24 protein-coding genes and 2 pseudogenes are annotated in these 22469 nt (G+C 72.4%); 18 read left to right on the top strand and 8 right to left on the bottom strand.

The window, feature by feature from the left end:
• The first annotated feature begins 3 nt into the window (after window positions 1-3).
• The 4 genes from ACIQ6R_RS16585 to ACIQ6R_RS16570 all read left to right on the top strand — a co-directional run bounded on the left by ACIQ6R_RS16585 (window position 4) and on the right by ACIQ6R_RS16570 (window position 2371).
• On the top strand, window positions 4-423 hold the full coding sequence (locus ACIQ6R_RS16585) for a CBS domain-containing protein (RefSeq protein ID WP_404222009.1): 420 nt from the start codon (window positions 4-6) through the stop codon (window positions 421-423).
• 85 nt (window positions 424-508) lie between these two features.
• A complete protein-coding gene (locus ACIQ6R_RS16580) occupies window positions 509-688 on the top strand; it encodes a hypothetical protein (protein ID WP_404222007.1) in 180 nt (59 codons plus the stop codon).
• 159 nt (window positions 689-847) lie between these two features.
• Window positions 848-1819, top strand: coding sequence for a dTDP-glucose 4,6-dehydratase (gene rfbB, locus ACIQ6R_RS16575; RefSeq protein WP_404222006.1), 972 nt, complete (start codon window positions 848-850; stop codon window positions 1817-1819).
• Between the two features lie 51 nt (window positions 1820-1870).
• Complete coding sequence (locus ACIQ6R_RS16570; RefSeq protein ID WP_404178197.1) at window positions 1871-2371, top strand: metallophosphoesterase family protein; 501 nt, start codon at window positions 1871-1873, stop codon at window positions 2369-2371.
• 277 nt (window positions 2372-2648) lie between these two features.
• Here the strand turns inward: ACIQ6R_RS16570 and ACIQ6R_RS16565 are convergent, their stop codons facing one another.
• On the bottom strand, window positions 2649-3902 hold the full coding sequence (locus ACIQ6R_RS16565; protein WP_404222004.1) for a YncE family protein: 1254 nt from the start codon (window positions 3900-3902) through the stop codon (window positions 2649-2651).
• A gap of 172 nt (window positions 3903-4074) precedes the next feature.
• Here ACIQ6R_RS16565 and ACIQ6R_RS16560 point away from each other — a divergent pair, with 172 nt between their 5' ends.
• Entirely contained in the window at window positions 4075-4743 is a 669-nt protein-coding gene (locus ACIQ6R_RS16560) for a TetR/AcrR family transcriptional regulator (RefSeq protein ID WP_404178201.1), read from the top strand.
• A 95-nt stretch (window positions 4744-4838) separates the two neighbouring features.
• On the opposite strand, the gene ACIQ6R_RS16555 is transcribed toward ACIQ6R_RS16560, so the two are convergent.
• On the bottom strand, window positions 4839-5204 hold the full coding sequence (locus ACIQ6R_RS16555; protein ID WP_404178203.1) for a nuclear transport factor 2 family protein: 366 nt from the start codon (window positions 5202-5204) through the stop codon (window positions 4839-4841).
• Window positions 5205-5380: 176 nt separating this feature from the next.
• On the opposite strand from ACIQ6R_RS16555, the gene ACIQ6R_RS16550 reads away from it, so the two are divergent.
• Window positions 5381-5665, top strand: a complete 285-nt coding sequence (locus ACIQ6R_RS16550; protein ID WP_404178206.1) for a hypothetical protein — start codon at window positions 5381-5383, stop codon at window positions 5663-5665.
• A 78-nt stretch (window positions 5666-5743) separates the two neighbouring features.
• Here the strand turns inward: ACIQ6R_RS16550 and ACIQ6R_RS16545 are convergent, their stop codons facing one another.
• A complete protein-coding gene (locus ACIQ6R_RS16545) occupies window positions 5744-7501 on the bottom strand; it encodes an ABC transporter ATP-binding protein (RefSeq protein ID WP_404222002.1) in 1758 nt (585 codons plus the stop codon).
• A 133-nt stretch (window positions 7502-7634) separates the two neighbouring features.
• On the opposite strand from ACIQ6R_RS16545, the gene ACIQ6R_RS16540 reads away from it, so the two are divergent.
• The 3 genes from ACIQ6R_RS16540 (at window position 7635) to ACIQ6R_RS16530 (ending at window position 10399) form a co-directional block, all read left to right on the top strand.
• Window positions 7635-8723, top strand: a complete 1089-nt coding sequence (locus ACIQ6R_RS16540) for an S-(hydroxymethyl)mycothiol dehydrogenase (protein WP_404222000.1) — start codon at window positions 7635-7637, stop codon at window positions 8721-8723.
• Window positions 8723-9352, top strand: a complete 630-nt coding sequence (locus ACIQ6R_RS16535) for an MBL fold metallo-hydrolase (protein WP_404178214.1) — start codon at window positions 8723-8725, stop codon at window positions 9350-9352. The genes ACIQ6R_RS16540 and ACIQ6R_RS16535 overlap by 1 nt, the downstream gene beginning before the upstream one ends.
• 108 nt (window positions 9353-9460) lie before the next feature.
• Window positions 9461-10399 (top strand): SDR family oxidoreductase, encoded by a 939-nt coding sequence (locus tag ACIQ6R_RS16530; RefSeq protein WP_404221998.1) that lies wholly within the window; start codon window positions 9461-9463, stop codon window positions 10397-10399.
• On the opposite strand, the pseudogene ACIQ6R_RS16525 reads toward ACIQ6R_RS16530, so the two are convergent.
• Window positions 10383-10924, bottom strand: a pseudogene (locus ACIQ6R_RS16525) (hypothetical protein). The gene ACIQ6R_RS16530 and the pseudogene ACIQ6R_RS16525 overlap by 17 nt on opposite strands.
• Window positions 10925-10973: 49 nt before the next feature.
• Between ACIQ6R_RS16525 and ACIQ6R_RS16520 the strand changes: the two are divergent.
• The 5 genes and pseudogenes from ACIQ6R_RS16520 to ACIQ6R_RS16500 all read left to right on the top strand — a co-directional run bounded on the left by ACIQ6R_RS16520 (window position 10974) and on the right by ACIQ6R_RS16500 (window position 14332).
• Window positions 10974-11774: an SDR family NAD(P)-dependent oxidoreductase gene (locus ACIQ6R_RS16520; protein ID WP_404221996.1), complete on the top strand. Its 801-nt coding sequence runs from the start codon at window positions 10974-10976 to the stop codon at window positions 11772-11774.
• 170 nt (window positions 11775-11944) lie between these two features.
• On the top strand, window positions 11945-12640 hold the full coding sequence (locus ACIQ6R_RS16515) for a L,D-transpeptidase family protein (protein WP_404178224.1): 696 nt from the start codon (window positions 11945-11947) through the stop codon (window positions 12638-12640).
• Between the two features lie 166 nt (window positions 12641-12806).
• Window positions 12807-13115: pseudogene (locus tag ACIQ6R_RS16510) on the top strand (MarR family transcriptional regulator); the annotation flags it as partial.
• 150 nt (window positions 13116-13265) lie between these two features.
• Window positions 13266-13451, top strand: a complete 186-nt coding sequence (locus ACIQ6R_RS16505) for a hypothetical protein (protein ID WP_404178227.1) — start codon at window positions 13266-13268, stop codon at window positions 13449-13451.
• A gap of 56 nt (window positions 13452-13507) precedes the next feature.
• Window positions 13508-14332, top strand: coding sequence for an EamA family transporter (locus ACIQ6R_RS16500; protein ID WP_404221994.1), 825 nt, complete (start codon window positions 13508-13510; stop codon window positions 14330-14332).
• Between the two features lie 251 nt (window positions 14333-14583).
• On the opposite strand, the gene ACIQ6R_RS16495 is transcribed toward ACIQ6R_RS16500, so the two are convergent.
• A complete protein-coding gene (locus tag ACIQ6R_RS16495; RefSeq protein ID WP_404221992.1) occupies window positions 14584-15966 on the bottom strand; it encodes a S1 family peptidase in 1383 nt (460 codons plus the stop codon).
• 609 nt (window positions 15967-16575) lie between these two features.
• Between ACIQ6R_RS16495 and ACIQ6R_RS16490 the strand changes: the two genes are divergently transcribed.
• From ACIQ6R_RS16490 to ACIQ6R_RS16480, 3 genes are all read left to right on the top strand, one after another.
• Complete coding sequence (locus tag ACIQ6R_RS16490) at window positions 16576-17754, top strand: MalY/PatB family protein (RefSeq protein ID WP_404221990.1); 1179 nt, start codon at window positions 16576-16578, stop codon at window positions 17752-17754.
• Window positions 17755-17796: 42 nt separating this feature from the next.
• Complete coding sequence (locus ACIQ6R_RS16485; protein ID WP_404178238.1) at window positions 17797-18183, top strand: PPOX class F420-dependent oxidoreductase; 387 nt, start codon at window positions 17797-17799, stop codon at window positions 18181-18183.
• 92 nt (window positions 18184-18275) lie between these two features.
• Window positions 18276-19152 (top strand): IS5 family transposase gene (locus ACIQ6R_RS16480; RefSeq protein WP_404221988.1). Its coding sequence is split into 2 segments (ribosomal slippage): window positions 18276-18833 and window positions 18835-19152, totalling 876 coding nucleotides; the frame shifts between segments, so codons are not numbered across the junction.
• A 20-nt stretch (window positions 19153-19172) separates the two neighbouring features.
• On the opposite strand, the gene ACIQ6R_RS16475 is transcribed toward ACIQ6R_RS16480, so the two are convergent.
• Window positions 19173-20126 carry an NAD(P)-dependent alcohol dehydrogenase gene (locus tag ACIQ6R_RS16475; RefSeq protein WP_404221986.1) on the bottom strand — a complete coding sequence of 318 codons (954 nt, stop codon included), beginning with the start codon at window positions 20124-20126 and terminating at the stop codon, window positions 19173-19175.
• Window positions 20127-20239: 113 nt separating this feature from the next.
• Here ACIQ6R_RS16475 and ACIQ6R_RS16470 point away from each other — a divergent pair, with 113 nt between their 5' ends.
• Window positions 20240-20920, top strand: a complete 681-nt coding sequence (locus tag ACIQ6R_RS16470) for a TetR/AcrR family transcriptional regulator (RefSeq protein ID WP_404222183.1) — start codon at window positions 20240-20242, stop codon at window positions 20918-20920.
• 201 nt (window positions 20921-21121) lie between these two features.
• Here the strand turns inward: ACIQ6R_RS16470 and ACIQ6R_RS16465 are convergent, their stop codons facing one another.
• Both ACIQ6R_RS16465 and ACIQ6R_RS16460 read right to left on the bottom strand, forming a co-directional pair.
• A complete protein-coding gene (locus ACIQ6R_RS16465) occupies window positions 21122-21535 on the bottom strand; it encodes a Zn-ribbon domain-containing OB-fold protein (RefSeq protein WP_404178241.1) in 414 nt (137 codons plus the stop codon).
• Between the two features lie 174 nt (window positions 21536-21709).
• Entirely contained in the window at window positions 21710-22444 is a 735-nt protein-coding gene (locus tag ACIQ6R_RS16460; RefSeq protein WP_404221984.1) for a TetR family transcriptional regulator, read from the bottom strand.
• Between the last annotated feature and the right edge of the window lie 25 nt (window positions 22445-22469).

Genomic DNA, 22469 nt, shown 5'->3' with positions numbered 1-22469 from the left:
GACATGACCCAGTACGTCCGCGACATCATGACCGGCGACCCGGTGACCGTGGAGCCGCAGACCTCCGTCACCGCGGTGGCCCGCATCATGCGCGACCAGGACCTCGGCACCGTCCTCGTCACGGACGGCGACGAACTGCGCGGTCTGGTCACCGACCGTGACCTGGTGATCCGGTCCGTCGCGGAGGGCGGCGACCCGGAGCAGACCACCGTGGCCGGCGCGTGCAGCGACGACGTGGTGACCGTGCGGCCCGACGAGGAGCTGAACCACGCCGTCGAGCTGATGCGCGAGCACGCCGTACGACGTGTCCCGGTCGTCGACGACGGACGCCCCGTCGGCATCGTCTCCCTCGGAGACCTGGCCATGGAACGCGACCCGGAGTCGGCGCTGGGCGACATCAGCGTGGCCCGGCCCAACCCGTAGGGGCGCGGGCGCCCGGTGTTTCGCGGGATCACGCCCGGGGACCCGCAGGGCAACGGCACCGGACGCAGAAGGAAGATGATGCCTCGTGACCACGGACACCAGCGAGAAACCCGTTGTGCGTCGCCTGGAGACAGGGTGGTCGAAAGCCCGCCGCCTGCGCGGCAGGGGCGTCATGCGCACCTGGATACCGGCCGTCGAGGACGGCAACGTCGCACGCGCACCGCAGGGGGGCCAGGAGTCGAACATCGTCAGGGGCGAGGACTGACCGCGCCCCGAGGGTGACGGAAGCGGCCCAGCGCGCCGGCCATGCGCCGGCGCGGTGCGCGTCCGGGCCGGTCGCGGACCACGCGGGGCACGCCGGTATCGTCGGGGCCGTCCCGTACCGTCCGCTCCCCTCCGACCGCGGCAAGGCACAGAACCGTCAATGAACCTTCTGGTCACCGGCGCCGCCGGATTCATCGGCTCGCGGTACGTCCGGACGCTCCTCGCCTCCGACGCGCCCGAACCACCGCGGATCACGGTCCTGGACGGTCTCACCTACGCCGGCACCCTCGACAACCTCGACCTCGGCCATCCCCGGCTGGAGTTCGTGCACGGCGACATCCGCGACGCGGCACTCGTCGACAAGCTGATGGCCGAGGCCGACCAGGTGGTGCACTTCGCCGCCGAGTCCCACGTGGACCGCTCGATCCACGACGCCGCCGAGTTCGTCCTCACCAACGTGGTCGGCACCCAGACCCTGCTGGACGCGGCCCTGCGCCACGGCGTGGGCCCCTTCGTGCACGTCTCCACCGACGAGGTCTACGGCTCCGTCGACTCCGGCTCGGCCACCGAGGAGCACCCGCTGCGGCCGAGCTCCCCGTACTCCGCCTCGAAGGCGTCGGGCGACCTGCTGGCCCTCTCGTACCACCGCACCCATGGCCTGGACGTGCGGGTGTCCCGGTGCTCCAACAACTACGGCCCGCAGCAGTTCCCCGAGAAGCTCGTGCCGCTGTTCGTCACCCACCTCCTCGACGGCCGACGGGTCCCGCTCTACGGCGACGGGCGCAACGTCCGCGACTGGCTGCACGTCGACGACCACTGCCGGGGCGTCGACCTCGTGCGGACCCGGGGCCGGGCCGGCGAGGTGTACAACATCGGCGGCGGCACCGAACTGAGCAACCGCGACCTCACCGGCCTGCTCCTCGACGCCTGCGGCGCCGACTGGGACCGGGTCGTGCGGGTCGAGGACCGCAAGGGCCACGACCTGCGCTACAGCCTCGACTGGAGCAAGGCCCGCGACGAACTGGGCTACCGCCCCCGCCACGATTTCACGGCCGGGCTGGCCGACACCGTCGCCTGGTACCGGGACCACCGGTCCTGGTGGGAGCCGCTCAAGCGGCGCACCGCCTCGTAGGTGCCGCTGCGCCGCACAAGTCACATCAGCCCCTTCCCCTAGGCTGGATCCGTGCGCCTGCTGCTCATGTCCGACACCCACCTGCCCAAGCGGGCCAGGGAACTGCCCGCGCGGCTACTGGCCGAGATCCCCGGGGCCGACGTCGTCCTGCACGCGGGCGACTGGGTCGACACGGCCACCCTCGACCTGCTGGAGAGCCGCAGCCGCAGACTCCTCGGCGTGTACGGCAACAACGACGGACCCGAGCTGCGCGCCCGGCTGCCCGAGGTGGCGTACGCCGACCTGGACGGCCTGCGTTTCGGTGTGGTCCACGAGACGGGCGCCGCCCAGGGACGCGAGAGACGCTGCGCCGACCGCTACCCCGACCTCGACGTCCTGGTCTTCGGGCACAGCCACATCCCCTGGGACACCACGACCGACACCGGCCTGCGCCTGCTCAACCCCGGCTCGCCGACCGACCGGCGGCGTCAGCCCCACTGCACCTACATGACGGCCGAGATCGCCGACGGCCGACTCGGGGACGTCGAGCTGCACCGGCTGCCGCGGCGGTAGGCGATCGCTCCGGCGAGGGCGAGGGCGGGGGCCGGGCCGGGATCGGGGAGAAAGAGAGGGGGCAGCGCCCGCGAGGACGCTGCCCGGTGTGGCCCGGGACGCTCCGTGTCGGAGGAAGCGGCCCGGGCGCTTCTGGAGTGCGCTGTCACGGACCTCCTTCCGAGGGGAGTAGTGCCGAGGACATGCATGCCTCATCCGTTGCCGGGCGACTACCCCTCCCGGGCCGGCTCACACACGCGCATGCGGACGACATGTCCGGCACGGGCCGCGCGGTACCTCAGTCGGCCGACGACCCCGTCCAGTCCGCCGCCACATGCCCGAGCCGGACGCGCTGGGGGTGGTCGCCGACGGGGACGGACACCGACTTCTCACCGGTGGCGAAGTCGATGGCCGTGACCTGGTCCGACCCGCTCTCGGAGACCACGCAGTGGGAGCCGTCGCCGCTGACCGTGGCCCAGTACGGCTTGGCGGCGGGGACGAGCGGACCCTCCTGGAGCGTCGTGCGGTCGACGACCGTCGCGTAGTCGTCCATCGTGCCCGCCACGCACAGCTTGGCGCCGTCCGGGCTCATCGAGATGCCGTGGTGCCGCGAGTCGTTGACCCAGGTGGTGCGGTCCTCGCTGGTGGCCGGGTTCTTCGGCAGGGTCTTCGTCCGGGTGATCCGGTCGGTGGCGACGTCGTACTCGAAGAAGCCGTTGAAGAACGAGACCTGGAAGTACAGCTTGGACTCGTCGGGCGAGAAGGCGGCGGGCCGGACGGCGTCGGAGTGCTTCCCGAGACCGATCGCGTCGAGCCGCTCGCGCATGTCGATCACCTTGACCTGCTCGTACGTCGTCGCGTCCACGACGGTGATGCGCCGGTTGCCCTTCGTCCAGTCCAGCCAGGGGGCGTCGAGCGCGGTGTTCACCTCGCCGATGGACATGTTCCAGATGTACTTGCCGTCGCCGGTGAAGATGTTCTCGTGCGGCTTGTCACCCGTGCCGAAGGAGCCGAGTTCCTCGCCCGTCCCGATGTCCAGGACGTGCACGGTGTTGGAGGTCGAGGCCGACACCGCGACCCGGGTGCCGTCGGGGGAGACCGCCATGTGGTCGGAGCGGTAACCCGAGACGGGGAAGCGCCAGTCGATGTCACCGGTGGCGAGGTCGATGGACACGATGTCGGCGAAGCTCGGCCGGGAGACGACCACCGACCCGCCGTCCGGCGTCGAGTACATGTCGTCGACGAACTGGTCGTGTCCCTCGCCGACGCTGTTGCGGATGGCCTGGAAGTAGATCCACTTGATCGGATCGGCGTTGATCTCGGCCATCCGCTCGTCGCGGTCCGGGATGACGTCGATCCGGCCGATTCTCGCGAAGTCGCCGGTGGAGCGGATGACGTCGGCGGTGCCGTCCCAGTTGTTGCCGACGAACATCACCTCGCGCAGGCCGTCCGGGGCGTCCGGGGCCGCCGCGACGGTGGTCGCGGGGGCGGTGACGGTGAGGGCGAGGGCGGCGGCTACGGCGCAAAGGTGCCTGGTACCGAAGGCAGGCATGCTGCTCTCCTCTGGCAGTGGGCGTGATGGGGGCGGTGGGGCGCGCATTCTGAACACAGCCGCTTTCAGAGTGAACTTACTGCAAAGTAAGGACGAGGTGCCCTTCTCCACAAGACCGCGTTCACGACAAAATCGGACGCGGGGTGGGGAGTTGGCGCGGGAAGGGGACCGGGTGGCGGGCAGGCTCAGGGCGCCGACGGGCCGCTACGGCGGCAAGTCCGCCGCGCAGCGGCAGGCGGAGCGGCGCGACCGCTTCCTCGCCGCCGCGCTCCGACTGTTCGGCGACACCCCCGGCTACCGCGCCACGACCGTGGCGGCCCTCAGCGAGGCCGCGGGCCTGTCCACCCGGCAGTTCTACGAGGAGTTCCGCACCCTGGAGGACGTGCTCGCCGCCCTCCACCTCCAGGTCAACGCCTGGGCAGAGCAAGCCGTCCTCGCCGCGGCGGCCGACGCGCGCGAACTGCCGCTTGTCGAACGTGCCGCCGCGATCTTCCGTGCCTACGCCGCCGACGTCACCGGCGATCCGCGCCGCGTCCGCATCACCTTCGTCGAGATCATCGGCGTCAGCCCGCGTCTGGAGGAACAGCGGCTGGCCCGCCGCGCCCGCTGGGTCGACCTCATCTGCGCCGAGGCCCAGTCGGCCGCCGCGCGCGGGGAGGCGGCGCCCCGTGACTACCGGCTCGCCGCCACCGCGTTCATCGGCGGCGTCAACGGCCTGCTCCACGACTACAGCGCGGGCTGGGTGGACGCGACCCTGGACGAGGTCGTCGACGAACTGGTCCGCCAGCTCCTGGCCGTCCTCCGCCCGCCGGGATGGAGCCCGGCCGCCCCGCCGGGCTGATCACGCACGGGCCAGGGCCAGCGCCCCCGCGCACCCCGGCACCGCACACCGGCCCAGCGGAGAGCCGTTCAGCAGTCGGCAGGCCCGCCGCCCCGCTACTCGTCCCAGACCTGGATGGTGGTCTGCTCGACGATCCTGCCGTCCCGCAGCGACAGCATCGACTCGGCGAGGACCCGCTCACCGTCCGGATACGTGCACTCCTCGGTGAACGCGGCGTGATCGCCCTGGACGACGCAGCGGTCCAGCCGGTGCGTCATGTCGCGGCTGTACACGTCGTCGAGCATCTCGGCGATCTGGTCCCGGCCGTGCAGGACCTTGGGGCGGCTGGGCTGGTCGAACCTGTCGACGATGCGGACCTCCGCGTCCGGCGCGTAGAGCGACACCAGGGGTGCCGCCGTCTCTCCTTCGATGCCCCGGCGCAGCGCTTCGCTGTCGAAGCCGGGGCCTGCCGTGGTACCCATGACGACCTCCTCGAAGGCCGCGGCCCGGGGGAGGGAGGAACGGGCCGCCGTGGCCCTCTCCTTCGAGCTTCCTCCGTCCGGACGCCCACGGCAATCGCGGCCGGGCCACTGGTCCTCACGAGTGAGCGGCGCCGCCCGCCCGTGTCCGGGACCGGCCCGCGCGCGTTGCTCAGAGCATGATCTCAACACGACGTATCGTCGCCGCCGTCGGGCTCGCCGCCGGTGTCACCGGCCTCGCCGCGCCGATGGCGAGCGCGGCCGAGGGAGGCGCGCTGGGCATGGACAAGCTCAGCGTGACGCAGACACTGGACTCGCTCGCGGTCGGTGACATGCCCGCCGAGGACCGCGCCCAGATGCCGCGGCCCTCCCAGCAGCTGAACCGGCTCCAGGACCTCCAGCAGCTCCAGCAGGTCACCGGCCTGGTCTCGCCGCTGTTCGGTGCCGTCCCCGCCCTGGGCTGACCGCCGGACCGACCCGCCGTCGAGGGCCGCCCGAGTCCGGGCGGCCCGCACGCGCGTCCGGACGGACTCCGGCGCGGCTCAGCCGCCGGTGGCCAGGAACTGGGTCGCCGCCAGCTCCGCGTACAGCGGATCGGCGGTCACCAGCTCCCGGTGCGTGCCGACGGCGCGGACGCTTCCCGCGTCCATCACCACGATCCGGTCGGCCATCGTCACCGTGGACAGCCGGTGGGCGACGACCAGCACCGTCGTCGTCCGGGCCACGTCGGCCACCGTGTCCCGCAGTGCCGCCTCGTTGACCGCGTCCAGCTGTGAGGTGGCCTCGTCGAGCAGCAGCAGCCGGGGACGGCGCAGCAGCGCGCGGGCGATGGCGACGCGCTGACGCTCGCCGCCGGACAGCTTGGTGCCGCGATGCCCGACCAGGGTGTCGAGACCCTTCGGCAGCTTGGCCACCAACCCGTCCAGCCGGGTCGTCTTCAGCACCCCGGCGAGCGTGTCGTCGGCCGCCTCCCCGTTGCCCAGCAACAGGTTGTCCCGCAGCGACCCGGACAGCACAGGGGCGTCCTGCTCCACGTAGCCGATGGCGGCCCGCAGCGAGGACAGGTCCCAGTCCGCCAGGCTCCGCCCGTCCAGCGTGATCCCCCCCGACTCGGGGTCGTAGAACCGCTCGACGAGCGAGAACACGGTGGTCTTGCCCGCACCGGACGGGCCGACGAACGCCGTCATCCCCCGGGCCGGCACGTCGAAGGTCACCCCGTGGTGGACGTACGGCAGATCGTCCGCGTAGCGGAAGCGGACGTCGTGGAAGGCGAGGGCGGCGGGCCGGTCCCCGGCGGAGGGCAGCGGGGCGGCCGACCGCACCGGCGGCTCGACGGGCAGCCGCAGCGCCTCCTGGATGCGCACCAGCGCCGCCGCACCCGTCTGGTACTGCGCCACGGCGCCGATCACCTCCTGCAGCGGGGATATCAGGAAGAACACGTACAGCAGGAACGCGACCAGCGTGCCCACGTCCACGGCCCCGGTCGCCACCCGCGCACCGCCCACCGCCAGCACCGTGATGAAGGCGATCTGGATGGCCAGCCCCGCCGTGTTGCCCGCCGCCGCGGACCACTTGGCGGCCCGCACGCTCTGCCGCCACGACTCCTCGGCCGCGTCGTGCAGCACCCGCTCCTCCCGGTGCTCGGCACCCGACGCCTTCACCGTGCGCAGGGCGCCCAGCACCCGCTCCAGCGCCGCCCCCATCACACCCACGGCCTTCTGGGCCTCCTTGCTCGCCCGGTTGATGTGCGGTGCGATCAGCCCGATCACCGTCCCCGCTCCGGCGATCACCGCCAGCGTCACCCCGAGCAGCACCGGGTCGACCAGCCCCATCATCACGATCGTCGCCACCAGCGTGAGCCCGCCGGTGCCGAGGCCGACCAGCGACTCGGAGGTGACCGTGCGCAGCAGCGTCGTGTCGGAGGTGATCCGGGCCATCAGGTCACCGGGCTCGGTGCGGTCCACGGCCGCGACGCGCAGCCGCAGCAGATACGACGACAGGGTGCGCCGCGCGTCGAGCACCACCGACTCGGCGGTGCGCCGCAGCACGTAGGAACCCAGCGCGCCCACCACCGCGTTGGCCACGACCAGACCGGACATGGCGAGCAGCGCGCCGGTGATGGCGCGGTCGTGCGACAGGTCGTCGATCAGGCCGCGGGCCACCAGCGGCAGCAGCAGCCCCGTCCCTCCGGTGAGCAGCGAGAGCAGAGCGCCCGCGAACAGCGCGCGGCGGTGCGGCCGGACGTAACCCAGCAGCAGCCGCCAGGCGGGCGGACCGGTCTCCGTCTCTGCGATGCTCACGACGCTCCTTCGATGGCTGGACGGGCGGACGGGCGGACGACTCAGGTTATGTCGCCCTGTCGTCGGCCCGTACCGATCAGTTGAGCGTAGGGTCGGAGTGATTCATCGAGTGGCCGAAGAAGGAGTCCAGACCATGGCGCAGGAAGTACGCGGCGTGATCGCACCGGGCAAGGACGAACCGGTGCGGATCGAGACGATCGTCGTGCCCGATCCCGGACCGGGCGAGGCCGTGGTCGCCATCCAGGCCTGCGGGGTGTGCCACACCGATCTGCACTACAAGCAGGGCGGCATCAGCGACGAGTACCCGTTCCTGCTCGGCCACGAGGCCGCGGGCGTCGTGGAGTCCGTCGGCGCCGGCGTCACCGACGTGGCCCCCGGCGACTTCGTGATCCTCAACTGGCGCGCGGTGTGCGGCAAGTGCCGGGCCTGTCTGCGCGGGCGGCCCTGGTACTGCTTCGACACCCACAACGCCGAGCGGAAGATGACCCTCGCCTCGACCGGCCAGGAGCTCTCCCCGGCCCTGGGCATCGGCGCCTTCGCCGAGAAGACGCTGGTCGCCGCCGGACAGTGCACCAAGGTCGACCCGGCCGTCTCCGCGCAGGTCGCCGGCTTGCTCGGCTGCGGGGTGATGGCCGGCATCGGCGCCGCCATCAACACCGGGAACGTCGGCCGCGGTGACACGGTCGCCGTCATCGGCTGCGGCGGCGTCGGCGACGCGGCGATCGCCGGTTCCCACCTGGCCGGGGCGGCGAAGGTCATCGCCGTGGACATCGACGACCGTAAGCTGGAGACCGCCCGCTCCATGGGCGCCACCCACACCGTCAACTCCCGCGAGACCGACCCCGTCGAGGCGATCCGCGAGCTGACCGGCGGCTTCGGCGCCGACGTGGTCATCGAGGCGGTCGGCCGCCCGGAGACCTACCAGCAGGCCTTCTACGCCCGGGACCTGGCCGGTACCGTCGTCCTCGTCGGCGTACCGACGCCCGAGATGAAGCTCGAACTGCCGCTCCTCGACGTCTTCGGGCGCGGCGGATCCCTGAAGTCGTCCTGGTACGGCGACTGCCTGCCCTCCCGGGACTTCCCGATGCTCATCGACCTCCACCTCCAGGGCCGCCTGGACCTCGGCAAGTTCGTCACGGAGACCATCCAGCTGGACGAGGTCGAGAAGGCCTTCGAGCGGATGCACGCCGGTGACGTGCTGCGTTCGGTGGTGGTGCTGTGATGGCCGCCCGCATCGAACGCCTCGTCACCTCCGGACAGTTCAGCCTCGACGGCGGCACCTGGGACGTCGACAACAACGTCTGGCTCGTCGGCGACGACCACGAGGTGATCGTCATCGACGCCGCCCACGACGCCGACGCGATCGCCGAGGCCGTCGGGGACCGCAGGCTGACGGCCATCGTGTGCACCCACGCCCACAACGACCACGTCAACGCCGCGCCGGCCCTCGCCGAGCGCACCGGCGCCGTCATCTGGCTGCACCCGGACGACCTGCCGCTGTGGCAGCAGACCCATCCCGACCGGGACCCCGACGCCTGGCTGACCGACGGCCAGGTCATCGAGGCCGCCGGCGCCGACCTGACGGTCCTGCACACCCCTGGGCACGCCCCCGGCGCCGTCTGCCTCTACGACCCGGGTCTCGGCGCCCTCTTCAGCGGCGACACCCTCTTCCAGGGCGGGCCCGGCGCCACCGGCCGCTCCTACTCCCACTTCCCGACCATCATCGACTCGATCCGCGACCGGCTGCTGGTGCTCCCACCCGAGACGAAGGTCCACACCGGCCACGGCGACCCGACCACCATCGGAGCCGAGGCCCCGCAACTGGACGAGTGGATCAAGCGCGGGCACTGAGGCACCGACCCGCCGGGGGACACGCGTAAAAGGTGACAGAAGATGTCCGGCTTCCCGGGCAGTCTCGATCACGACATCGCTCGTGCGGGAGAGAAACGGGAGCCGGACATGACAACGTCACCGAAAGAGCCGCTGGAGAAGCCGCTGGCGGGCAGGGTCGCACTGGTCGCCGGTGCGACCCGGGGCGCCGGGCGCGGCATCGCCGTCGAACTGGGCGCGGCCGGCGCCACCGTCTACGTCACCGGCCGCAGCACCCGCGCCCGGCGCTCCGAGTACGACCGCCCCGAGACCATCGAGGACACCGCCGACCTGGTCACCGAGGCCGGCGGCCAGGGGATCGCCGTACCCACCGACCACCTCGACCCGGCACAGGTCGCCGCGCTCGTCGACCGCGTCGCCCGCGAACAGGACCGCCTCGACATCCTGGTCAACGACATCTGGGGCGGCGAGAACCTCTTCGAGTGGGACAGCCCGCTCTGGGAGCACGACCTCGACAAGGGCCTCAGACTCCTGCGGCTCGCGGTCGAGACGCACGCCGTCACCAGCCACCACGCCCTGCCGCTGCTGCTGCGCCGCCCCGGTGGACTGGTCGTCGAGCTCACCGACGGTACCGACGACTACAACCGCGACCACTACCGCGTCTCCTTCTTCTACGACCTCGCCAAGACGTCCGTCCTGCGCATGGCCTTCGCCCTCGGCCACGAACTCGGCCCGCGCGGCGCCACCGCCGTCGCGCTCACCCCCGGCTGGCTGCGCTCGGAGATCATGCTCGACCACTTCGGCGTACGCGAGGAGAACTGGCGCGACGCCCTCGACCGCGTCCCGCACTTCGCCATCTCCGAGACGCCCCGCTACGTCGGCCGCGCCGTCACCGCCCTCGCCGCCGACCCGGACGTGGCGCGCTTCAACGGCCGTTCCCTCTCCAGCGGCGGCCTCGCCCAGGAGTACGGCTTCACGGACCTGGACGGCAGCCGCCCGGACGCCTGGCGCTACCTGGTCGAGGTCCAGGACGCGGACAAGCCGGCCGACGTCACCGGTTACCGCTGACGGGCGGCAGCGGCCAGCGGGCCGGATGACCCGGGGGGGGAGGGCCAGGTCCTCCCGTACGGCCGTGTAGTAGCCCTCGCGACCGGCGCGCTGCCGCTCCAGCAGGGCCTGCCAGGCCTCGGGGTCACGCGTCTCCTCGCGCAGGAAGCGCTCCATCTCCAGCACCGTCACGACCCAGGCCCGTGCCTTCTCCACGACCTCCCTGCCGCCGAGCAGGAGCAGCGCCTCCCCGGCCGGGTCCCGGGCGAGGGTCGCCTCGGCCTGGGCCGGCGCGGCCTCCTCGGGGCTCAGCGGGTGCGGGTGCGGGTCGTTGCCGAGGTGGGCGGCGATCCGGTACGTCAGCGTGACGGAGGTCTTGAGGGTCCGCGCGTAGTCGGCGTAGACCGCGAGCCTGCGCTCCTCCCAGCGGGCCGCGGTCTCACCGCGCAACCGGGCCCGGTCGCCGCGGACCACGGCGAGATACGAACCGAGCGCGCCGATGACGACACCGATGAGCGCGGGGAGTTGCTGCAAGAACGCGGACATGGAGGCACGCTATCTGTCCGAGTGATCGTTCCGGCAGTACCGTCGGGCCATGACGGACACAGGGCGTTTCACCGGCCATGGAGTACTGATCACCGGCGCCGCCCGGGGCATCGGCGCGGCCACCGCCCGCCGGTTCGCCGCCGAGGGGGCGCGGGTGCTGCTGACCGACGTGGACCTTCCCGCCGCGCGGCGCACGGCGGGGGAGTTGACGGAACAGGGGTTCACCGCCGAGGCGTTCGTCTGCGACGTGGCCGACCGGGCGTCCGTCGAGGCGGCCGTCACCCACGCCGTGGAGGCCTTCGGCGCCCTCGACGTGCTGGTCAACAACGCCTACGCCTGCTCACCCGACGCCCCGCTCTTCGAGGACGAACCGGACGAGGTCTGGGCCCGCGACCTCGACGTCACCCTCACCGGCGCCTACCGCTGCTGCCGTGCCGCGCTGCCGCACCTCGCGGCCTCGGGGCGCGGCGCGATCGTGAGTGTCGGCTCGGTGAACGGCGTCCAGGACTTCGGCAACCACGCGTACAGCGCCGCCAAGGCGGGTCTCGGCTCCCTGACCCGCACTCTCGCCGGACACGCGGCCGCGCGCGGCGTCCGCGTCAACCTCGTCACACCGGGCACCGTGCGCACCACGGCCTGGGAGGGCCGGGAGGACGACCTGGCGGCGGTCCGGCGGCTGTACCCGCTGGGGCGGGTCGGCGAACCCGAGGACATCGCGGCGGCCGTCGCCTTCCTCGCCTCGCGGGACGCGGCCTGGATCACCGGCACCACGCTGGCCGTCGACGGCGGCCTGACCGCGGTCAACACCGGGTTCCGGCGGGCGTTCCAGGAGTGGGGCGGCACGGACTGACGGCCGGTCGACGGTTCGCGGACGCCCGGTGGCGTTCGTCACGGTTTCGTCGCGACGCGGGTGCGGCGGGCAACCGAAGCGGCCGGACGGCGGTCTAGCAGGCGGGGAGCACACCACGGGCGACACCTCCGCCCGATTTCCACCGCTTCGACGCGAAAGGCTGACCGGCCATGGGGGACACAATCAGACGGGGAGCCGTCGCACTCGCGGTCACCGCACTGGTGGCACCGCTCACGCTCGCGCTCGGCGCCGCACCGGCCCAGGCGGCGAGCTGCACCACGCAGACCGGCCCGTACCAGAAGAAGGTGGAGAAGTTCCTCGGCCGCCCGGCCGACGGCAAGCAGTCCACCGCCGACTGCAAGGCGATCCGCGCCTTCCAGACCAAGCACGGCATCAAGCCGAACATCGGCTACGCGGGCCCCGTCACCTGGGGCGTGATGAACCTGATGACGAAGCAGAAGGCCGTCGGCAAGAACCCCAACAAGTCGGGCAGATGCCCGGTCGACAAGGGCCGTATCGCCTGTGTGGACCTCACCCTCCAGCTGAGCTGGATCCAGGACGGCAAGAAGCTCGTGTACGGCCCCGTGCCGGTCCGCACCGGCCGCGACGGATACGAGACCCGCACCGGCCTGAAGAAGGTCTACTGGCGCAACATCGACCACCACTCGACCATCTACGACGTGCCGATGCCCTACAGCCAGTTCTTCGACGGCGGGCAGGCCTTCCACTCGGCCGGCGTCAGCATGTGGAACCCGCCGGGCTCGCACGGCTGCGTCAACATGACGAAGACCGACGCGAAGAAGTACTGGTCGCTGCTGAAGAAGGGCGACGACGTCTACGTGTACGGCCGCAAGCCGGGCACCTGACGGAAGGCGGGCACCCGGCTCGCGCGGCCGCGTCACAGCACCGGCGCGTCCCCGAAGTCCGGGACCTCCAGCCTGGCCCCACCCTGCCGCGCGGACTCGTGCGCGATGACGCCCGGCAGGGTGGAGCGGGCGGCGCCCCACGCGTTGGGCGCCGCCTGGCATGTCCGCCGCCGAGGGGGAGCCCCTGCCGGCCCGGGTCGTCGAAGAGGCCTGGCGGGCCCTGGGCACCCTGGTGGCGCAGACCGCCGGCCTCGTGATGCCGCAGAGGATCCTGCTCGCCGGGGAGGGGGTCGGCCTGAGGGACATGGCCGGCGATGTGGTGGAGAACACCATCCGCGCCGACCGGCATCCGCAGGCGGCACCGGTCGGTCCGGAGACCAGGGTGTCCGACTTCCACGACTGGGCGCGCGGTGCCGCCGTGTCGGCGATCCAGGTGCTGGTGCTGGTGCTGGTGCTGGGTGCCGCACAGGTGTGAAGTGGCGGGCCGTGTGCGGCGGAACACAGTCGTTGTGAACGAACTCGCCCGTAGACCTTGACAGATGAGAAGATCGACGTGATCAGCAACACGGTCCGGTATGTCCGTTTGGTTCGGCATTACTCACATCGTCTTCACGCCGGGCGCCGTATGCTTCACAGCATGTCCACCACTGTTGAACCCTCCTCCGAGCGATCGGCTGCCGAGGTCAACGAGGAGATCCGGGCCCTGTGGCTCCGGTCGGGCGGGACACTGAGCGTCGAGCAGCGCGCGGAGTACCAGCGGCTGGTCATGGAGTGGGCCACAGCGGCCCCGGAGCCTGTGAGGGCCGCCTGAGCGGAGGCTGAGGCTCCTCGGCGCATCGGAGCCCCGGCCCCGGGCACCCCCTCGGGATGGGTGCCCTTCTCGCACTGGCCTCGGCTGTCTGCTATGGCGTCGTCGACTTCGCCGGCGGCCTGCTGTCCCGGCGCGTCCACTTCGCCGCCGTCACCTTCCTCGGCCAGGTCGGCGGGCTCGCGCTCGCCTGCGTGGCCGGCCTCCTCGTGACCGCCCCCGACGTCCGCTCCGCGGATCTGCTGTGGGGCGCCCTGTCCGGCATGGGCAGCGGCGCCGCCATGCACTTCCTCAACCGGGGCCTGAGCCGCGGCGCGATGAGCGTGGTGGTGCCGGTGAGCGCCGTCACAGGCGTCGCGCTTTCCGTCCTGTGCGGCGTACTCGTCCTCGGAGACCGACCCGGCGCCCTCGCATGGGCGGGGATCGCCGTCACCGTGCCCGCGCTCTGGTTCGTCTCCGGCGGCGGCACCGGCCCGGGCCACGCCGTCACCGACGGTCTGCTCGCCAGCGCGGGCGTCGCCGTCCAGTACCTCGCCCTCGGGCAGGCGGGCCCCGAAAGCGGCCTGTGGCCCGTGGCGGCCGGCCGCGTCGCCGCCGTACTCCTGCTGCTTCCCGGCGTCGCCCGGCACACCGGGCGCCTGCGGCTGCCGCCGCGTCGATCCGTCGAGGCACTGCTGATCGGCGCCGGTGCCGCACTCGGCCTGATCCTGTACCTCCTCGCCGCCCAGCAGCAACTGCTGTCGGTCGCGGTGGTCCTCGCCTCTCTCTACCCGGCACTTCCCGTCGTCCTGGGCCTCGCCCTCCTCCACGAACGGGTCGACCGGCGGCAGGCCGTGGGCCTGATCGGCGCGGCGGCGGCCACGGTGCTGCTGACGCTGGGCTGAGACCCGGGGCGCCCTCTGCGGCGAAGGTCGCCGCCCCACGCCCGGGCACGGGCGGACACGGGCGGCCGTGGCGGCTGAGCGGGGCGCCGCGGACGGCCCGGCGCCGTCCGGGCGGCTCGGGCCCGCGGGCCGTGCGTCACGGCGGTCCGAGGGGCACGGCCGAGCGGCGCGGCGACAGCGACGGTCCTCGGCGGGTACCGCCCGGGGCGGACGCCGGTCTGCCGGTTCGCCCGCCCGTGCTCGCCCGCGGCTCAGCCCCACGTCGCCGAGTAGTGCCGCCGATAGGCCTTGCGGTCCTGTTCCGCGCGGATCCACCGGGTCGCCACCAGGGCGATCAGGCTGCCCGCGACGACGAGCATGCCCGGGCCGACGTTGCGGCGGTCGGTGAGGCGGGAGAGCAGGGTCGAGCCGTTGACGCCCGTCACGGGCGCCGAGGCGCCGGGTGCCGCAGCGCCCGGCGCGGTTTCACCGCCACCGCCACCGCCACCGGTGGCGGCCGGCGAGGAGGGCGCGGCGCCGGGCGCCGCCCCCTTCTCCGCCGAGACGATCAGCTGTACGCCGAGCGACTTCATGGCCTCCGGCAGCGGCTGGAAGAACGTCGTACCCCCCTTGTCGCAGTCGCCGCTGCCACCCGACGTCACACCGAGCGCGATGCCCTCGGAGAACATCGGCCCCCCGCTGTCCCCGGGCTCGGCGCACACGTCGGTCTCGATGAGACCGGTGACCGTGCCCTCCGGGTAGTTCACCGTCGCGTCGAGCGCGGACACCTGACCGTCGCGCAGCCCGCTGGTGCTGCCGCTGCGGAACACCCGCTGCCCGACGGCCGGTTCACCGGTGCCCGTGATCCGTATCCCCTTGCCACCGCCTACCGCCACCACGTCGGCGCCGTCGCCCGCCTTGCCGTTCGCGTACTCCACGAGGGAGAAGTCGTCCCCTGGGAAGCTCCCGGCGACCGTCTTGCCGACCTGCCGGTCACCCCCGTCGTCGCCGAACCAGACCGATCCCGTCGGCCCGCAGTGGCCGGCGGTGAGGACGAAGTCGCTCTGTCCGTCGGTCACGTTGAAGCCCGCCGAGCACCGCCCCGCCGTGGACAGGATCGGCTCCGCGCCGTTCAACCGGGTCGTGAACGTGCCCTCGGTACGCTCCATGCGGACGAAGCCGCCGATGCCCTCCGCGACGCCCGTCAGCCGGGACCAGTCGGATCCGGAGACCGTGCTGTCACCCCGTACCACCACCTCGTTCGACCGGTAGTCGAGGGCCCACGCCGTACCGGGCACCCGGGGCGCCGAACGCAGCGTCGAGGTCGCCGACTTCAGCTCGGACATGCTGTGCCGCACGAGCTTCGCCTCGGCACCGGCCCGCCGCACCTCCTCGGCCGTGCCCTCGTCGGTGACCGCGACGACCGGCCGCCCGTCGGAGCCGACCCAGTGGCCCGCCGTACGGGAGGCGCCCAACCGTGACACGAGGCCGGCGCCGGTACCGGACGCGGGCTGCGCCAGCGTGTGCGGAGCGGCGGACGTGTCGGGGGGTTCGCTCGCCACCGCCCGGGTGACCATCGTCCCCCCGACCAGGAGTCCGCCGACGGCCGCCAGCCGTGCCACTCGCCGGACGATGCGTCGTCGTGCGTGCCTCATGCGTGCGCTCCCGAACCCGAACACACGGCGTCGCCGCCGCGGGGGCCTCCGGACGTCGAGCGCCCTCCCTCCCATACGGGGGCGGGCCCGCCCGTGTTCACCCGGCCGGCGGTCTTGTCGATCCCGCGGCGGGCGCGGTGGCCCGCCTCGGCCGGGCCGTCTCCTCTCGTCCCGGGACACGGAGGGCACGTCGACGCAGGGCTGCCGCGGCAGCGCGGTGAACGCGGTGTCACCGCCTCCGGCCCAGCTCGTCGGATGCGACCCGGCGGGCGGTCCCGGCGAGTAAGTCGGCGAGCCGCACCCGGGCTCCAGGTCCACGCGAACCGGCCGCAGCCTGCCGAGGCGGACGCCGGGCAGCCGGGCCGGGCGTTGGACAGCCAGGCCGGGCTCCGGGTGGTCGGGCCGGACGCTGGTAGCCGGCCGTCTCCTCGACCCGGGCGATGTGCTCCGGCGTCACCACGTGCCGCCGGTCGTGCGCGGGTCGGAACACTCGCCCGCGCTCGTCACACGCGACCTCCCACGACGTCCCCCGCCCCCGACCGGCACCGGCGCCGTCCCCGGCCCGTTGCCCCGTTTCCCGGTCGCACCACGGCGCCTATCTTGTGCCCCATGACCAGCATCCCGCAGCACCAGCCCGGTGAATCGAACCCCCTGCGCGCACTCACCCTCGACCAGCTGCGCCGCCGTACGAGCATGAAGTGGCGCACCCACCCGGCCGACGTGCTGCCGCTGTGGGTGGCCGAGATGGACGTGCCGCTCGCCGAACCCGTCGCGCGCGCCGTCATCGAGGCCATGGAACTCGGCGACACCGGCTACCCCGTCGGCACCGCCTACGCCGAGGCCCTGGCCGCCTTCGCCGGCAAGCGGTGGGGCTGGGACGACCTCGCCGTGGAACGCACCGCGATCGTGCCCGACGTGATGCTGGGCGTCGTGGAGATGCTCAAGCTGGTCACCGGGCCGGGCGACCCGGTGATCGTGAACCCGCCCGTGTACCCGCCGTTCTACCAGTTCGTGACGCACCTGGACCGGCGCGTCGTCGAGGCGCCGCTCGGCGATGACCTGCGCATCGACCTCGGGACACTGGAGGAGGCGCTCCGGCGCGCCGTCGCCGACGGCGGGCGGGCCGCCTACCTGCTGTGCAGCCCGCACAACCCGACCGGAACCGTGCACACCGCCGACGAGCTGGCCGCCGTCGCCGCCCTCGCCGAGCGGTTCGGCGTCCGGGTCGTCGCCGACGAGATCCACGCGCCGGTCGTGACCTCGGGCGCGGGGTTCGTGCCGTACCTGAGCGTGCCCGGCGCGGAGCGCGGTCTCGCGCTGATGTCGGCGTCCAAGGGCTGGAACCTGGCCGGGCTCAAGGCCGCGCTCGCCCTCGCCGGACCCGGCGCCGCCGCCGACCTGGCGCGGATGCCCGAGGAGGTCGGCCACGGACCGAGCCATGTCGGCGTACTCGCCCACACCGCCGCCCTGCGCGACGGCGCCGCCTGGCTGGACGCGGTGCTGGCCGGGATCGACGAGAACCGGCGGCTGCTCACCGACCTGCTGGCCGAGCATCTGCCCGGTGTCGTCCACCGTCCCGGGGAGGCGACCTACCTCGCCTGGCTCGACTGCCGCGCGCTCGGCCTCGGCGACGATCCTGCGGACATCTTCCTCCACCGCGGCCGGGTGGCCCTCAGCTCCGGTATCCCCTTCGGCGCCGGCGGGGCGGGACACGTGCGCCTCAACCTGGCGACCTCGCCCGAGGTGATCACGGAGGCGGTGCGTAGGATGGCGGCGGCTCTGGCCTGAGCCGTGGGGCGCGACAACGTCCGGCACCTATACTTCCGGACCATGGACGACGCCTCACTCGCCCGGCTGGGCGCCGGCAAGTACCTGCTGGTCACCACCTACCGGAAGAACGGCACGCCGGTCGCCACCCCGGTGTGGGTCGTGCGGGACGAGGGCACCCTCGGCGTCTGGACGGCCGCCGACTCCTGGAAGGTCAAGCGCGTGCGCAACCGTGCCGACGTCCTGGTCGGCCCTTGCGACGTGCGCGGGAGGCCGACCGGCGAGCAGGTCCCGGCGACCGCGGAGATCTGCGACCCGGCCACCACCGGCCGCTACCGCCGGCTGATCGCCCGCAAGTACGGCGTCATCGGCCGGCTCACCCTGCTCGGCAGTCGGCTGCGCCGGGGCCTGGACGGCACCCTGGGGATCCGCATCACGCTCGCCTCCTGAACGCCCGGCGGCCACGACCCGCCGTCGGTAACCGGCGGTTGCGCCAGGCCGTTTATCGAAAGTAGGTCTTGGGCTGTGAATGATCACCGTTCATGGGCCGGGGAGATCTCACGGACGAGCAATGGTCGGTGCTGGAGCCGGTGTTGCCGAAGGGCGCCAGGACGGTGTGGTCACCCGTCTGGCCTCGGCGGCAGCTGATCGACGGCATACGGTTTCGTGCCGGGACGGGAGTCCCATGGGGGGACGTGCCCGTCGAGTACGGACCATGGAACCGGGTCTACGACCTGTTCCGCCGATGGCAGCGGAACGGCACCTGGCACCGGATACTCACCCAGCTCCAGTCCCTGGCCGACGCGAAAGGCGCGATCACGTGGGACCTGAGCGTCGACTCCGCGGTATGCCGTGCCCATCAGCACGGGGCCGGGGTCCGCAAGCGGGGTGACTCACAGAAAGAACCACCAGGCGGCATCTTCACCGAGCCTGGTGATCACGGGCTGGGACGCTCACGCGGCGGGTTCACCACCAAACTCCACCTGGCCGTCGAGCAGGGCCAAAAGCCCATGCCGATCGTGGTGACCGCTGGGCAGCGCGGGGACTCGCCGCAGTTCGAACCTGTCCTGGAGAAGATCCGCGTGCCCCCCATTGTGGCCGGGGCGGCCACGTGTCCGTCCCCATCGAGTCCGCGCTTGTAGGGCATACGCCTCCCGCAGAAACCGCGCTTACCCGCGCCGCCACGGAATCCGCTGCACTATCCCCGACAAAGCCGACCAGGCGCGCAACCGCCTTAAGCGTGGATCGCGTGGCGGCCGGCCGCCGAAGTTCGACAAGGACGACTACAAACAGCGGCACGCGGTCGAGTGTGGGATCAACCGCCTCAGGAGGCACCGCGCCGTCGCCACGCGATACGACAAGCTGGCGGTCCGCTACGAGGCGACCGTCCTCATCGCTGCCATCAACGAGTGGCTGTGATCAGCACCTCCACAGCCGTCCTACGCGACCCTGACCACGTACTTGCCCTGGACGCCGCCCGCTTCCAGCGCCTGGTGTGCCGCTGCTGTCTCCTCCAGGGCGAAGACCGTGTCCACCGCAGGGCTTAGCTTGCCCTCGACCACATGGCGGGCGAGGTCGTCGAAGTCCGCCCGCGTGGGGTTGCCGCTGAAGAAGCGCACCCGGCCGTGTCCGTGGACCGTGCTGGCCGCGAGGTAGCCGAGCGACGCCGCGGGCCGTTTCAGGTCGAAGGCGATGGTGACCATGCGCCCGCCCGGATTCAGTAGGCGCCGGAAGGCCCGTAGGTCGGTCCCCGCGGTGTCCAGGACCACGTCGAAGCGCCCCAGTTCCGCCGGCAGCACGGTCCTGTGGTCGACTGCCTTGTGCGCGCCGAGCCCGCGGACGAAGTCGAGGTTGGCTGCACGGGCCAGGGCCGTGACCTCGGCGCCGTACGCCCGTCCGAGCTGGACGGCGGCGTTGCCGACACCGCCCGAAGCACCCCGGACGAGGAGTCGTTCGCCGGGGCGCAGCCCGGCTTTGTCCCGCAGCGCGGTGATGGCCGTGGTGGCTACCGGCAGCGCGGCGGCGTCCACCAGGTCAAGGCCGTCGGGGAGCGGGCCGACCCGCTCAGCGGGTACGGTCACGTACTCGGCGGCGCTGCCGAACCCGGAGGTGCGGCCCAAGACCCCCCATACGCGGTCGCCTGCCGCGAACCGGGTGACTCCGGCGCCCAGTGCGGCGACCTCGCCGGTGAAGTCCAAGCCGACGCGCTTGGGGAATCTCCGGCCGCTCAGGAGGCGGAGACGGCCGGCACGTGCTGCCAGTTCGCCGCCGTTGACGCTGAACGCGCGCACCTTCACAAGGACCTCGCCGGGGGTCGGCTCAGGGCGTGGCATGCAGCCCGTGTAGAGCACATCGGGGCCGCCATAGCGGTCGTAGAGCACTGCCTTCATCATGCGGTCGTTCACCGTTCTGCCTTTGCCGCCGGGGGCCGTACAGGGATCTGGCATCGACCGTAAGCTCTTAAGTGGACGCAATCGTCCGCTTGGACCGGAAGCGAGAGACAGTGATGGCGGAATCCTCTCGGATCACAGCCCGGGACGGGGTGCGGGCGGATGCCCGGCGCAACCGAGAGCGCGTCCTCGTCGCCGCCCGTGCGGTCTTTGCGGAGCACGGGATCGACGCCCCGATGGCGACCGTGGCCCGACGGGCCGGGGTCGGCGTGGCGACGCTGTACCGGCATTTCCCGACCCGGGACGCCCTGGTGAGAGGAGCGTTCGCGCAGCAGATGGAGACCTGCGCGCGGGCGCTCACCGAGGCTCTGGCCGCCCCTGACCCGTGGCAGGGCTTCCAGCAGCTGGTCGAGACGGTCTGCGCTCTGCAACGGGAGGAACGCGGGTTCCCGGCCGCGTTCGTCGCGGCCTTCCCGGAAACCGCGTCGGAACACGCGCAGTCCCGGCAACGAGCCGAGCGGGACTTCACAACTCTGGTACGCAGGGCCCAGGCGTCGGGCGCGCTACGGTCCGATTTTCACCCTTCCGACCTCGCCGTGGCCCTATTGGCACACTGCGGTCTGGCGACCGCCCTACCGGATGACGGTGCAGCGTCCCGGCGCCTGGTGGCCTATCTGCTCCAGTCGTTCCGCACCGACCCGGCCAACAAACCGCTGCCCCCACCGGCTGCACTGACACTGCGCAGCCTCCCGATTGCGACAGACAGTCCTCAGGGGCAACGACCCTCCCGAGCCTGACAAGAAACGGTACTTGCCGCAGAGCACATCCAGCCCGATAACTCCACTTTCGCAACAGGCCCTAGGAGTGACTCGGTGATCCGGGGGAGTAGGCCGCCCCGTCGACCGGGGTGGGGCGGCCCGCCGGCGGACACGGACGCCGGTGCCCACCGGCGCGCTGGTGTCCGGGGCGGAGCGCCCCCGCGGAGGGCTGACCGGCTCTCAGGTCCAGGCCCGGTACGGCTCGTCGATCAGCTGGAAGACGGGCTCGCCGCGTACCGGGTCCTTGGCCGTGGACAGCCGCACCCGGTCGCCGCTGTGGATGCCGATGAGCGGGCCCATGACCCGGCCGCGCAGCACGAAGCCCTCGGCCATCTCGATCAGGGAGACATTGCGCGCGGCTGGTGTGTTGCGGTGCACCACCGTGGCGTGGCGCACCGTCCCCGTGCCCTCGCTGCGTTCGGTCCGCAGGTCGCTGCCGCGACAGACCGGGCACAGCACCCGGTGGTACATGGCGGTGCCGCACCAGGTGCAGCGCTGGTAGAAGACGGCCTCGGCGTCCGGGGCTGTGGGGTCGAGTACGCCCGTCGCGGAGCCGACTGCCTGCTGAGCGACGTTTCCTGAGTGGTGGTACACGCTGGTCAACTCCCTGCACTCGGGCCGGAATCCCTCGTGCGCGGTCACCCGGGCACGCGTATGCGCGGCTCGCCGTGCCACCGTGCACGCCCCACAGCGTATGGCACTGAGTGTCACTCGTAAAGGCACTGCGTACCCTCGATTCCGCACCCGTGACGCCGTGACCGTCGGCCGTCAGTCGCGGGCGAACGCGGTCTCGACCTCCCGCACGACCTGCCACAGGGGCGTCCCGCGCCGGGAGACCACGACCCCCACGTCCTCGGGCGCCTCGTCGGGGAACGCGAGGGGAGCACCGCCGAACGTGGACTGGGCGTACCCCAGCGCGTGGTCCACCGCGGCGCCCGCGTCGTCCCGCCCGTCCGAACGCAGCCAGGACCGCAGGGCGTTGTTGTGCGCCGCGACCACCGCGGCCGCGATCACGTCGGCCCGCAGGATCCCGTCCGGCCGCCCGCCCAGGCGATCGCGCAGGTACTCGGCGAGGGCCCGCTCGTAGCGCCACACCACCGACAGCTCGTACGCCCGCAGTCCGGGGACCTTCTTGGTGAGGTGGTAACGCTGCACCGAGAAGGCCGGGTTCTCGGCGTACATGCGCAGCACGAGCCGGGCCGCGTCGCAGACCCGTGTCACCGGGTCGGCGTCCTCGGGGGAGGCGGCCAGGAAGGCCGTCATGTCGGCCAGGCACCGCTCGTGGTCGGGGAAGACCACGTCCTCCTTGGAGGGGAAGTAGCGGAAGAACGACCGCCGTCCGACACCGGCGAGCGCGACGATGTCGTCGACGGTCGTCTGCTCGTAGCCCCGTTCGAGAAACAGCTGGAAGGCCGCCGCGACCAGCGCCTCCCGCATCGGCGGCCGGATACCCGCCGTGTCCGTCCGGTCCCCGCGGCGGGGCGCCGCACTGCTGGAGCTCATGAAGGGGAACGTAGCAGCTCACCGG

It is taken from the genome of Streptomyces sp. NPDC096048 (assembly GCF_044763415.1).
Lineage (GTDB): Bacteria > Actinomycetota > Actinomycetes > Streptomycetales > Streptomycetaceae > Streptomyces.
Note: the sequence above shows the minus strand (reverse complement) of the source record. Positions and strands in the feature narration are given on the sequence as shown.

What these genes read in the sequence shown, in the direction of transcription:
- ACIQ6R_RS16495 (WP_404221992.1), bottom strand. Translation starts at nt 15,966, where the DNA reads ATGAGGCACGCACGACGACGCATCGTCCGGCGAGTGGCACGGCTGGCG.
- ACIQ6R_RS16520 (WP_404221996.1), top strand. Translation starts at nt 10,974, where the DNA reads ATGACGGACACAGGGCGTTTCACCGGCCATGGAGTACTGATCACCGGC.
- ACIQ6R_RS16460 (WP_404221984.1), bottom strand. Translation starts at nt 22,444, where the DNA reads ATGAGCTCCAGCAGTGCGGCGCCCCGCCGCGGGGACCGGACGGACACG.
- ACIQ6R_RS16550 (WP_404178206.1), top strand. Translation starts at nt 5,381, where the DNA reads ATGATCTCAACACGACGTATCGTCGCCGCCGTCGGGCTCGCCGCCGGT.
- ACIQ6R_RS16500 (WP_404221994.1), top strand. Translation starts at nt 13,508, where the DNA reads ATGGGTGCCCTTCTCGCACTGGCCTCGGCTGTCTGCTATGGCGTCGTC.
- ACIQ6R_RS16585 (WP_404222009.1), top strand. Translation starts at nt 4, where the DNA reads ATGACCCAGTACGTCCGCGACATCATGACCGGCGACCCGGTGACCGTG.
- ACIQ6R_RS16565 (WP_404222004.1), bottom strand. Translation starts at nt 3,902, where the DNA reads ATGCCTGCCTTCGGTACCAGGCACCTTTGCGCCGTAGCCGCCGCCCTC.
- ACIQ6R_RS16470 (WP_404222183.1), top strand. Translation starts at nt 20,240, where the DNA reads ATGGCGGAATCCTCTCGGATCACAGCCCGGGACGGGGTGCGGGCGGAT.
- ACIQ6R_RS16530 (WP_404221998.1), top strand. Translation starts at nt 9,461, where the DNA reads ATGACAACGTCACCGAAAGAGCCGCTGGAGAAGCCGCTGGCGGGCAGG.
- rfbB (WP_404222006.1), top strand. Translation starts at nt 848, where the DNA reads ATGAACCTTCTGGTCACCGGCGCCGCCGGATTCATCGGCTCGCGGTAC.
- ACIQ6R_RS16490 (WP_404221990.1), top strand. Translation starts at nt 16,576, where the DNA reads ATGACCAGCATCCCGCAGCACCAGCCCGGTGAATCGAACCCCCTGCGC.
- ACIQ6R_RS16475 (WP_404221986.1), bottom strand. Translation starts at nt 20,126, where the DNA reads ATGATGAAGGCAGTGCTCTACGACCGCTATGGCGGCCCCGATGTGCTC.
- ACIQ6R_RS16555 (WP_404178203.1), bottom strand. Translation starts at nt 5,204, where the DNA reads ATGGGTACCACGGCAGGCCCCGGCTTCGACAGCGAAGCGCTGCGCCGG.
- ACIQ6R_RS16540 (WP_404222000.1), top strand. Translation starts at nt 7,635, where the DNA reads ATGGCGCAGGAAGTACGCGGCGTGATCGCACCGGGCAAGGACGAACCG.
- ACIQ6R_RS16505 (WP_404178227.1), top strand. Translation starts at nt 13,266, where the DNA reads ATGCTTCACAGCATGTCCACCACTGTTGAACCCTCCTCCGAGCGATCG.
- ACIQ6R_RS16515 (WP_404178224.1), top strand. Translation starts at nt 11,945, where the DNA reads ATGGGGGACACAATCAGACGGGGAGCCGTCGCACTCGCGGTCACCGCA.
- ACIQ6R_RS16485 (WP_404178238.1), top strand. Translation starts at nt 17,797, where the DNA reads ATGGACGACGCCTCACTCGCCCGGCTGGGCGCCGGCAAGTACCTGCTG.
- ACIQ6R_RS16535 (WP_404178214.1), top strand. Translation starts at nt 8,723, where the DNA reads ATGGCCGCCCGCATCGAACGCCTCGTCACCTCCGGACAGTTCAGCCTC.